This window comes from Colwellia sp. BRX10-1 (genome assembly GCF_014077545.1).
In the GTDB taxonomy this organism is placed as follows: Bacteria; Pseudomonadota; Gammaproteobacteria; order Enterobacterales; family Alteromonadaceae; genus Colwellia_A.
In genome coordinates this window covers 1-251 of sequence record NZ_JACGWC010000142.1, presented here as the reverse complement: position 1 = coordinate 251, position 251 = coordinate 1, and the positions used below count along the sequence as shown (strand labels likewise).

At 53.4% G+C, this 251-nt stretch carries 1 rRNA gene; it reads right to left on the bottom strand.

The features are described 5' to 3' along the window. Nucleotides 1-251, bottom strand: a 16S ribosomal RNA gene (locus tag H4J75_RS19890); the annotation flags it as partial.

Sequence of the window (251 nt, the reverse complement as noted above, 5' to 3'; positions counted from 1 at the left end):
GCTTAACAAACCGCCTACGCACGCTTTACGCCCAGTAATTCCGATTAACGCTCGCACCCTCCGTATTACCGCGGCTGCTGGCACGGAGTTAGCCGGTGCTTCTTCTGTTGCTAACGTCACAGTGAACAGCTATTAACTACCCACCTTTCCTCACAACTGAAAGTGCTTTACAACCCGAAGGCCTTCTTCACACACGCGGCATGGCTGCATCAGGCTTTCGCCCATTGTGCAATATTCCCCACTGCTGCCTC